This is a genomic window from Microcoleus sp. T2B6 (assembly GCF_036700475.1).
Taxonomy (GTDB): domain Bacteria; phylum Cyanobacteriota; class Cyanobacteriia; order Cyanobacteriales; family Microcoleaceae; genus Microcoleus.
Map to the genome: position 1 here is coordinate 97,134 of NZ_JAUBOZ010000018.1, position 10,888 is coordinate 108,021.

Sequence of the window (10,888 nt, forward strand, 5' to 3'; positions counted from 1 at the left end):
TTAGGGGACAGGGACTTGCCGTACATCGATTTTAAGCGGTTCGTAACGGTTAGGGTTGCGGTAATTTTGCCTCTTTGGTCGTTTGCAGTCGATCGCATCATCTTAATCTCGGTTAATATGCCCCAATTATGGCCTTTTTCTTGGGAAGCTTGGGGGAGCCGATCGCACTTATTTACCTCGATCAGTCTTTTCTAAAGATCTAGTTCTAACTGCTTCGCTTTAACTTCCATTTGTTTTTCTGCTGATTTCACCACTTCAAAACTCAGGCGAACATCTAGCCGTTTTTTCTGTTCTAAAATCTCCTTAATAGTAACAATTTGTATTTTGTCGGAACTTTGACTCATATATCGGCTTTGATATATTCCTGCTGACTTAGCAGTTTTAATCATGTCCTTAGTTGGCTCTTTCAAACTGATAAAAATACCGAAGGCTGCTTGTTCGAGGGTAATTGTCCCTTGCAAATCGCGGATGTCTCCTGATTTCACATTCCCTGATTTAACTTGCAGGATAATCTTTTCAGGTTCATCTTTATCACCTTGAAAGTAAGCAATGCCATCTATGCCTCGATCTGCACCTTTCTTAGCGTTAATAGTGGCCCTATTATTAGTATAGGTAAGCACCACCCATTTTTCAAATTCTTTGCGCGTGCGATCGTCTTTTTTATTAGCAAGGGCAATTGCGGATTCCATGTCTTTAGGAATGCCGTTTAATTTAATTTGTTCTAGTACACCTGGACCAAACGAATCCTCAAGGCGTTTGAGAATTAAACTAATACTTTGATAAGTAATGTCTATTCCGATCCATTTGCGATTGAGGCGCTCAGAAGCACAAACGGTAGTACCGCAACCGCAGTAAGCATCTAAAACTACATCACCTTCATCGCTGCTGACTTGAATAATTCTATCTAAAATAGCTAAAGGCTTTTGTGTGGGATAGCCCAGTCTTTCTGCTGACTGTGACTGAATTGGTTTGATATCATCCCAAATATTCTGCAAGGGGATACCTGACATTTCATCAAGATAGCGTTTGTATCGCGGTACAGTTCCCGGTTTTGTCTGAATTACTCGCCCTTCAACAATTAACTGGTTCATTCTTTCTTGACTGTAACGCCAGTACCGCTTAACGCCCATAACTTCATAGTAAGGATTGCCTTTTGCCTCACCACCAGGGCCTGTCAGGTTGTCAAGCTGATAACGCCTACCATCAGCATCAACATACTTGTAAAATTTTTCTACATAGTCTTGAGTATAGCCGAGAAATTGAGTATTAAATTTATAGTCCTTGCTTTTAGTATAGTATAAAATAGCATCAGTAATATTTCCGTAAGCTTTGCGACCTTGTTTAGTATCGCTGTGGGCATTTGTACGCTTCCAGACAATTTCATTGATAAAATCTCCGCCTTGCGGACAAAAAATCCCATCTAATACTAATTTTAAATAATGACTAACTGTAGAATCGCAATGTAGATAAAAGCTACCCGTAGGTTTTAAGACTCGATGAATCTCGACTACTCGCAAAGTCATGTGAACCAAATATGCTAATAGACTGCCTTTACTTAAGACCTTGGTTAAGCCTGCGATTAAATCAATACTTTGTGATGTAAATTTTCCTTGGTAATTTTCCAAGATTTCAGCTAAACCCTGATTTGCATAATCGTCCCAAGTCCAAGTGTCAATAAAAGCTTGTGCTTGGGCTTGGTCTTCCTTGCCAATGTTATTATAGATTTGGTTGTAGTTGCGTTTTGAGTTAAAAGGCGGGTCAATGTAGCACAAATCGATTGATTCATCTGTGATGTGTCTGCGTAAGACATCAAGATTGTCACCGTAAAATAGTTGATTTTCCATTTTCACTTTCGTTATTTCCTTTAAACTGCTGGTGTAACTCGTGGTTATGTCTGTATTTGACAACAAATATTTAATTATACTATATCGATCGAGCCTTCAAAGTTGTTTTCAGCGTGCATATAAATATTGTTATTCGATCGACTAAAGTTGTTTGTAGTGTGCAAAATTTTGGATTAGCTGAGAGTATTTAGGCAAAGATATCTCCGATAATTTTGCCACTATCTGTGGCAGATACGAATGCCGATAGTTGACTTTTTTTTGATGGGATATAATAACCACAGGTCGATCGTTTTGAATGAACGGTCTGAATCTTATCAAAAATCTTGATAAAATTGCATTATACTTTTCATAACCCTGATAATTACTCATCACCCCGCCTCCCAATCTTCAATCTGTAGCCCTTGTACTCTGCTAAACTCCCTAACATTATGAGTGACTAAGATTAAATTATTTGCCAAAGCAATAGCAGCAATTTGCAGATCGTTTGAGCCGATCGGAGTTCCCAAACTTGCCAAATCCCTCCTAATCTTGCCATATACTTCCCCACAAGCATCGTCAAACGGCAGAGAAAGAAACTGACTTAAAAAAGATTTTTGTACATTTAAACTCTTTTGGGGGTTATTGCTACCCATCGCTCCGTAAAATAACTCGGCTTTTACCACAGAACAAACCCCTATTTTATCGGCTACCACAGTATTAAAATGAAGGTCGATACTAGGCGACCTACCCTTTAAATACATGATACAAACATTAGTATCTAGCCAATAAACCAAAGAGCTATTACTCATCAAAAACCCCCATCATATCGTCATCCATTTCATCGGAAATCCCCCAGCCCTCATCATCAAAATCAATATCCGCACAACTCCCAGACAGATTTATCAATCCTGAAGAATGCAGCATATTATTTTGCCTGAAAAATTCCTTCAAGCCTGCCTCATCGCCAATATCGAGCATCTCCTTTAACTCATCCAAATCGATTAACCCATCGCGAAAAGCACTTAAGACTAAATCTCTCAGAATTTTTCGTGACAAATCCCCCCATTTATCCTCGATCTTATCTACTAACGTATCAGGTAAATTAACGGTGATTTGCATATATTAAAAACCCCCTCGCTCTTCATTTCTATTTTCCTGAGCCAAAATTAAAACCCGTTCGTAAAGCCGATCGGAAATCCTCGTTCCCTGTGCCTGCATCTCATCTAAAACATCCCGCACGCTTCCCAACAAACCCCGGCTCTTTGCTAACAACAAAACACCCATTGTCCCAATTAACGGCAGCTTTCTCGCCGCCGCTACCCGTCTCGCCGCTTTTTCATCAATCAATAATTGGGCTGCGTTCATTTCTTCTGCTAAAGCGATCGCTTCCGATTCCCCCAAATCTAAATTAAACGACCCTTGTAAGTCCTCAACTACTTGCCGATTATTGACTGTTACAACCTCTAGCCAAGACAAATTTTGTACGATTTTAGCTGCCGGATGCTGACCAACCTGGAGTTCATCAAACACTCCCTTCGGAATCACAACTTTACCAAAAAGTTGAGGCAATAAATCTAAGCGATCTACCTTAGCTAATTCACTAATAGGTGTAGTATCGGAGACAATAATCATTTAAAACCCCTGCCGCTCTAACATCAACTCTGCCTGTTCCACCTCTTGACGAATTTGTTCCAAATTTTGCGAATCATCAAACAGAGAAATTCCCCATTTTTTCATCATTTCAATAATTTTCATGCGAGAAACTCCTAAAATTTTTCCCGCTCGTCCGCTGGTAATTTCCCCTACCTCTAATAACGCCATTACATAACCCTCTTTTGCTTTCTGTAAAGCCTTCTGCCGAACCTCAGCAGAAAGATGAATGCTTTCTAATTGCTCGTCTAAAATCATCAAAGTCATTCCCAAAATCTCCCAAACCTACATTTCTATTTTAGTTGCTCAAACCACATCTTCCAACATCGCCATAATATCCGACTACAAATATTTAATATCCCGCTCGCTTGGTGCATGGTGTATGGGTGCGTGCATAAGTATTGCCTGCATAAATATTGTTACTCAAACGACTATTGTCTATAATAGACTATATAAGGCATAATTTACTCACATAACACAGACAAAAACGCGATATCCGATAAATAACCCTCCGGCTTAATCCCTCAAGTCAATTATTCAATCTAAAATCTAAAATCTAAAATCTAAAATCCCATGACCGCACAAACACCCGTAGAATTCCAAGACAGTTTCGACATCATCGTAGTAGGTGGCGGACACTCCGGCTGTGAAGCCGCCCTCGCCACTTCTCGCCTCGGCTGTCGCACCCTTCTCCTCACCCTCAACCTCGACAAAATTGCGTGGCAACCTTGCAATCCGGCTGTCGGCGGCCCAGCTAAAACCCAACTCACGAACGAAGTTGATGCGTTAGGCGGGGAAATTGGCAAAATGGCCGATCGCACTTATCTACAAAAGCGCATCCTCAACTCTTCACGAGGCCCCGCAGTGTGGGCCCTGCGAGCACAGACAGACAAGCGGGAATACGCCGCTGTAATGAATAATATTGTCGAAAATCAAGAGAATTTGACCATCCGGGAAGCGATGGTAACAGACTTAGTTTTGGGCAAAAATCAAGAAGTTATCGGAGTAGAAACATACTTCGGCGTCGCTTTTGAATGCAAAGCTGTAATTCTGACCACAGGTACTTTTTTAGGTGGCACGATTTGGGTGGGCAATAAGTCGATGCCCGCCGGACGTGCGGGAGAGTTTGCCGCCGTTGGCTTGACGGAAACTCTCAATCGTTTGGGCTTTGAAACAGGCAGATTGAAGACAGGAACTCCGGCAAGAGTTGACAAACGTACTCTCGATTACACTAACCTGGAACCGCAGCCGGGAGATGCAGAGGTTCGCTGGTTTAGTTTCGATCCAGAAGTTTGGATCGAACGGGAACAAATGCCTTGTTATTTAACTAGAACTACGCCTGAAACTCACCAGTTAATTAGAGAGAATTTGCACCTTTCTCCAGTCTATGGTGGCTGGGTTGATGCGAAGGGGCCGCGCTATTGTCCGAGTATTGAAGATAAGATTGTGCGGTTTGCGGATAAGGAAAGTCACCAGATTTTTATTGAACCGGAAGGTAGAGATATTCCTGAACTTTATATCCAAGGATTTTCTACTGGTTTACCGGAAAATTTGCAATTGCAAATGCTGCGGACTCTTCCGGGTTTGGAAAAGTGCGAGATGATGCGCCCTGCTTATGCGGTGGAGTATGATTATTTGCCGGCAACTCAGTGCTTTCCAACGCTGATGACTAAGAAGATCGAAGGGCTGTTTTGCGCGGGTCAAGTGAACGGTACAACTGGATATGAGGAGGCTGCTGCACAGGGGCTCGTGGCGGGGATTAATGCGGCCAGGTTTGCGAAAAATCAGGAGATGATTGTGTTTCCTCGCGAGCAAAGTTATATCGGGACTCTGATAGATGATTTGTGTACGAAGGATTTGCGGGAACCTTACCGGATGTTGACTTCGCGATCGGAATATCGGCTATTATTGCGATCGGACAATGCGGATCAACGCTTGACGCCGCTGGGACGGGAAATTGGTTTGATTGACGATCGCCGCTGGGAGTTATTTGAGCGGAAAAAAGCTAATATTGTGGCAGAGAAGGAACGCTTGTACTCGACGCGGGTGAAAGAACACGAGGAGATTGGCAAGGCAATTTTGGCTGATACTCAACAAGCGATTAAAGGTTCGATTACTCTGGCTGATTTGTTGCGTCGTCCGGGTTTTCATTATGTGGATTTGGAACGGTACAATTTAGGCAATTCTAGTCTGAAGTTGGCTGAGAAAGATGGTGCGGAAATTGATATCAAATATTCGGGCTATCTGCAAAAACAGCAAAATCAGATTGATGAAATTGTCAGACATGAACGCCGACAATTGCCTGCAGATTTGGATTACATGGCAATTACAACTCTCTCGAAAGAATCGCGGGAAAAGTTGGCTAAGGTGAAACCGCTGACGATTGGCCAAGCTGCCAGAATTGGTGGGGTAAATCCCGCTGATGTTAATGCTTTGTTGATTTTTCTGGAAGTGCGAAACCGTCAGCAGCCAGCGGGTGTTGGTAAATAAGCTAAACTATAGCCTTTCTCAGAAAGATGAGGTACTCATGGGCATAGGGCATAGGGCATAGGGCATAGCGCATAGGGCATAGCGCATACCTCACTTTTTTGAGAAGCGCTATAGAGGTGTCTCAAGGTTCCCTTCAATTTTATGAAATCGCAGTATGAAAAAGTGTGACTATTGTGCAACCACTATTTTGTTCGGCGGCTTTCCTATGGATGGATATAGATTCTGGGCCTTGCTGATTCACGGTATTAATCAACTTTTCACTTGATGTTACAAAACTCACCATACTGGGCTTATAAAAATTCCGAAATCTTGAATTTATACCTGTATTCAGCAACACCAAAAATAAGGAAAACTGGCAGAATGTCAACTCTAATTGATGAAATTCTGCCAGTATATTGTAGATATTTATCAATCCTCGAACCCAGTCTGAATTTCGCAAATATTCCGCATAAGAATCAGCGTTCATCGGTGGTTCAAACCTCCCCGAAAGCCCCACCCGTGTTGCCACCCTCAAAGCCTTAAAAGAACAGCGAGATGCCTTGCTATACGCTTATATACGCGCTCATATTATGTCCGGTCGATTACCCCTAATACGGTAGGGGCGGGTTCACGAAAAATATTTGCCAATAATTGACAATCTCAAAAACCCGCCCTTTTAATCGCTTTTAATCGCGGTAACTCGATCGGACATGATATCACTGCTGGTACTGGGGAATAGGCGGAATGTGGTATTGGGCGATCGCACAATCGGCTAAATAGTCATTCCCCAAGTTCGATAAGGAGAGTGGGAGAGTCGGAGAGAGGGAGAATTAGGAAAATATTCCTTTATTCTCCTGACTACTGACTACTGACTACTGACTACTGACTAATGTGCCCAGAGAATCACGCCAGCTTCATAAGGACTGCTGAGATTATCGTGCTTCGGCAAAACGCGCAACGACAAGCCTTGCAAACCGCTAGAAGTATAAGTAATGTCAGCCGTATAAAGGCTAGCATTGTGAGAATCTTCTCCCAAATACTCCATCACTACGGGTACGCCGCCGATGATATTTCCGTTAGCATCAACCGAACCTTGATAAAGTTCGACTTGCACGTCCGCAGGGGTCAATCCCATCAGATTAATCCGAGATTTAACAGCGATCGACTGATTGACCTTAACTTCCTTATCCTGGGAAATATCAACAGCCTCAATCTTAATATCGTGCCACTTCGCGAGAACGTGCTTCTTCCAGTGAGACAACTCCTTGGCGGGAGCGCAATTATCCGAAGTCATGGTGTGGTAGCGATCGCTCACGGGGAAATATGCCCGCCGCGCGTAATCCTTCACCATCCGAGCAGTATTGAAGAAAGGACAGTTCAAGCGAATTGAATCCTTCATTTTCTCCGTCCAACCGCGGGGAATGCCATCAGCATCCCGGTTATAAAACAGCGGTACAACTTCCTTCTCCATCAAGTCGTACAAAGCATTAGCCTCTACCTCATCCTGATACTTAGTATCTTCGTAAAACTCGCCATGTCCGATCGGCCAACCGGTGCGAACATAATCAGCCTCATCCCACCATCCGTCAAGAATGCTCAGATTCGGTAAACCGTTCATCGAAGCTTTCATCCCCGAAGTCCCGGAAGCCTCACGGGGGCGGCGCGGCGTATTCAACCACACATCGCAGCCCGATACCATCATCCGAGCGACGTTAATGTCGTAGTTCGGTAAAAACACCATCGAACTCATCGTGTCGTGTTCGCGGATGAAGTGAACGATATCCCGAATCAATTCCTTACCTGGAATATCCATCGGGTGAGCCTTCCCAGCAATCACAAACTGCACCGGGCGGTTTTTGTCCCGCATGATCCGCATAATTCGATCGACATCGCGCAAAAACAGCGTCGCCCGCTTGTAAGTAGCAAAGCGGCGGGCAAACCCGATCGTCAGCACCTTCGGATCGAGAGCCTCCCGCGCGTGTTCGATTTCCGTTTGGGCCGCACCGCGCTCGCGCAAAGTCTTTTGCAGCCACTCCCGCGCGAACACCACCAACTCCGATCGACAGCGTTCGTGATTCCGCCACAGTTCCTCATCAGGAATCGACGACATCCGATCCCAGAGTCGATCGTCCTTGCGAGTCATTTCCCAATCCGGGCCGAGGTATCGATCGTACAACTCCTGAGTAGACTTCGCCACACAACTGCGAGCGTGCACCCCGTTGGTAATCGAAGTAATCGGTACTTCTTCCTGTGGCAAACCCGGCCACAAACCCTGAAACATCGGGCGCGACACCACGCCGTGCAAAGCCGCCACCCCGTTGACAAAACTCGACATTTTAATTGCCAAAATTGCCATATTCAGAGGTGCGGACAAATCGCCAGTATTCTCCCTGCCCAATCCTAAAAACTGATCTTGCGACAAGCCAAACATCTTGGGATACTGACCTAGATAGTGCATCACCATATCCGGCTCGAACAAGTCAAACCCAGCAGGCACCGGCGTGTGAGTCGTAAACATACTGCTCGAAACCACCACCTGTTCCGCTTCTACGAAACTCAGGTGATATTCCTCCATCAGCATCCGAATGCGTTCCAAAGCCATGAAAGCTGCGTGGCCTTCATTCATGTGATAAGCCGTAACTGTCAGCCCCAATGCTTTGAGCATTTTCACGCCGCCGATGCCCAGCATGATTTCTTGGTGCATCCGCAGAGTTTTATCACCGCCATACAGTTGGTCGGTAATATCTTGGTCATAGCGGCTGTTAGGTTCAATATTTGTATCCATCAGGTACAAAGGAACCGTTCCCACTTGTACTCGCCAAATCCGGGCATACACCTTGCGGCCGGGATAGTCCACCTCAATCCGCAATTCCGAACCGTCGGGATTGCGTTCTGGGTGCAGCGGCATATTGTAGAAATCGTTGAGCGGATAGCGTTCTTGCTGCCAGCCGTCGGCGTTGAGATACTGCGAAAAATAACCTTCTTGGTAGAGTAGGCCGACACCGACTAAGGGCAAGCCCAAATCACTAGCTGATTTGAGGTGGTCGCCTGCGAGCACGCCCAAACCGCCTGAATAGATGGGTAGGGCTTTAACTAAGCCGAATTCCATCGAAAAGTAAGCGTAGCATTCTTGTTGCTCGGTGCCGCGCTGTTTGCGATACCAGGCGCGGTTTTTGAGATAATCGTCTAACTGCTGGGCTGCTCGGTTCATTTGGGCAATGAAGCCTTCGTCTTCTGCCATTTCTTGCAGTCGCTCTTGAGATATGGTTCCGAGCATCAGCACCGGGTTTTGGTTGCTGGAGTCCCAGAGGTCTCGATCGAGGCGGCGGAAGAGGTCTTTGGTATCGACGTTCCAGTCCCAGTGCAAGTTGTAGGCAAGCTTGCGTAGGGGTTCGAGAATTGTCGGTAGCGAGGGGGAAACGTTAAATGTGCGAATTGGCTGCATAGACAAAGCATTTATGTTGGGGTAGCGATATTTTCCTCTGTCTTTAGGTACAAGTCCGTTATTCTGCACACTATTTTAAGTTTTAAGCTGCGGGGGGCGATCGGCTGTTACCTTAACTGCGGTGGGCCGAGCAAATGCCGATCGCCCGCAAAACAGCTTTTCGCACTTCTGGATGAGATTTCTCAATACCGTTAGACCGAAAAATCCAGTGTCCGCCGCCCGCGTGTTCCAGCAAAATTCTCTTTCCATCGGGCAAAACTATTTGCCACAAGTTTAAAACGGAGGTTTTAACTAGCTTGCACTGAATTTCGCGCAAGTTGGTTTCCATGAGCTTGAGCTGATGCAGTACCTGATTTTGTGCCGCTGATTTCATTGGATTTTCACTCCTGATTTAAGGCTTGTGAGAGAAAGGGGCTTGGTTCTGCAAGTCCAAACCCCAGCAGGTTAAGGGGTGTGCAGGTGTTTCATGTCAAAACACTTGCACTAATGGGAGACACTATTGTTAAGGCGGTTTTAGCAAGCTAAACACCCAATGTCAGGCCCGCCCTGCCGCCTTTTGTTGTGCCTATTTAGAAGCATACTTCTTAATGGCTCGGCTGTCAAGAAGTATGCTTCTAACTTGTGCGATCGTATGTCTAGAAAGAAGCAAACTCAAGATCCAGAAAAGATGCCAGCACTGCAAATACTGAGGGAGGCTGCTGGGCTAACTCAATCTGCGCTAGCAAGGCAAATCCCCGACAAAACCAGAAAAAAGACTTTAAGCCAAAAAGCTATCAGTAACTGGGAAACGGGCAAAGATGAGCCAGAGCTAACAGTTCCTCAGATAAAGGCACTGTGCAGAGCGCTAGGCATTTCAATCGATCAGTTGCCCGACGACTTGGGCCCGCCGAAGCGTTTTAGCAGTGATGATGTTGAGGATGGGCTCGCGCCGGAAAACAAGTCGGATGCCTAGAAAGAAACAAGCTCAAGACCCGAAAGACATACCAGCACTGCAAATTTTGCGGGAAGCTGCTGGTTTATCCCAAGCTGCTTTAGCAAAGCAAATCCCCGATAGAACAGGAGCTAAAACTTTAACTCGACAGGCGATTAGCAATTGGGAGCGAGGACTTGATGCCCCTGAGCTGACAATTCCTCAAGTTAAAGCGCTGTGTCACGCTTTGGGCAAGAATCTTAACGAATTGCCCGACAACTTAGGCCCGCCGAAGCGCTCTAGCAGTGATGATGTTGGGGGTGCAGCGCAGGAAAATAAGTCGGGAGACTAAGATTCGCGGTCAAGAACTATAACTTTCGGGGGCGCACGAAGCACCTGATCCCTATTGGTGGGTGAGGCGCGCCGATTAACTATTGTCACCAATAGATAAATCTTGAACCGCGCCTCACCCACCCTACAATTGACTGATGACTAATAACTAATGACTAATGACTAAGCTGTTGCACATTTAAACTGTGATACAATCATTACCCTTATTTTTGATTTTGCGACCCCATTTAATTATTAATT

10 protein-coding genes are annotated in these 10,888 nt (G+C 45.1%); 3 read left to right on the forward strand and 7 right to left on the reverse strand.

Features of this window, described 5'->3' with window-relative positions; all coding sequences use genetic code 11:
• Nucleotides 1-191 precede the first annotated feature (191 nt).
• The 5 genes from QUA00_RS10980 to QUA00_RS11000 all read right to left on the reverse strand — a co-directional run bounded on the left by QUA00_RS10980 (nt 192) and on the right by QUA00_RS11000 (nt 3,740).
• On the reverse strand, nt 192-1,844 hold the full coding sequence (locus QUA00_RS10980) for a DNA methyltransferase (RefSeq protein WP_333409622.1): 1,653 nt from the start codon (nt 1,842-1,844) through the stop codon (nt 192-194).
• Between the two features lie 368 nt (nt 1,845-2,212).
• Complete coding sequence (gene vapC / locus QUA00_RS10985) at nt 2,213-2,632, reverse strand: type II toxin-antitoxin system tRNA(fMet)-specific endonuclease VapC (RefSeq protein ID WP_333409613.1); 420 nt, start codon at nt 2,630-2,632, stop codon at nt 2,213-2,215.
• Nucleotides 2,625-2,942, reverse strand: a complete 318-nt coding sequence (locus tag QUA00_RS10990) for a hypothetical protein (protein ID WP_333409614.1) — start codon at nt 2,940-2,942, stop codon at nt 2,625-2,627. Before QUA00_RS10990 ends, vapC begins: the two co-directional genes overlap by 8 nt.
• Before the next feature lie 3 nt (nt 2,943-2,945).
• A complete protein-coding gene (locus tag QUA00_RS10995; RefSeq protein WP_333409615.1) occupies nt 2,946-3,455 on the reverse strand; it encodes a DUF3368 domain-containing protein in 510 nt (169 codons plus the stop codon).
• Nucleotides 3,456-3,740 (reverse strand): UPF0175 family protein, encoded by a 285-nt coding sequence (locus QUA00_RS11000; protein WP_106333713.1) that lies wholly within the window; start codon nt 3,738-3,740, stop codon nt 3,456-3,458.
• A gap of 306 nt (nt 3,741-4,046) precedes the next feature.
• On the opposite strand from QUA00_RS11000, the gene mnmG reads away from it, so the two are divergent.
• On the forward strand, nt 4,047-5,963 hold the full coding sequence (gene mnmG, locus QUA00_RS11005; RefSeq protein ID WP_333409616.1) for a tRNA uridine-5-carboxymethylaminomethyl(34) synthesis enzyme MnmG: 1,917 nt from the start codon (nt 4,047-4,049) through the stop codon (nt 5,961-5,963).
• 865 nt (nt 5,964-6,828) lie between these two features.
• Here the strand turns inward: mnmG and glgP are convergent.
• Nucleotides 6,829-9,387, reverse strand: a complete 2,559-nt coding sequence (gene glgP / locus QUA00_RS11010; protein WP_333138880.1) for an alpha-glucan family phosphorylase — start codon at nt 9,385-9,387, stop codon at nt 6,829-6,831.
• 112 nt (nt 9,388-9,499) lie between these two features.
• Complete coding sequence (locus tag QUA00_RS11015) at nt 9,500-9,760, reverse strand: hypothetical protein (RefSeq protein WP_333138790.1); 261 nt, start codon at nt 9,758-9,760, stop codon at nt 9,500-9,502.
• 258 nt (nt 9,761-10,018) lie between these two features.
• On the opposite strand from QUA00_RS11015, the gene QUA00_RS11020 reads away from it, so the two are divergent.
• Both QUA00_RS11020 and QUA00_RS11025 read left to right on the forward strand, forming a co-directional pair.
• Nucleotides 10,019-10,339, forward strand: coding sequence for a helix-turn-helix transcriptional regulator (locus QUA00_RS11020; RefSeq protein WP_333409617.1), 321 nt, complete (start codon nt 10,019-10,021; stop codon nt 10,337-10,339).
• Nucleotides 10,332-10,649 carry a helix-turn-helix transcriptional regulator gene (locus QUA00_RS11025; protein ID WP_333409618.1) on the forward strand — a complete coding sequence of 106 codons (318 nt, stop codon included), beginning with the start codon at nt 10,332-10,334 and terminating at the stop codon, nt 10,647-10,649. The genes QUA00_RS11020 and QUA00_RS11025 overlap by 8 nt, the downstream gene beginning before the upstream one ends.
• Nucleotides 10,650-10,888: the final 239 nt, after the last annotated feature.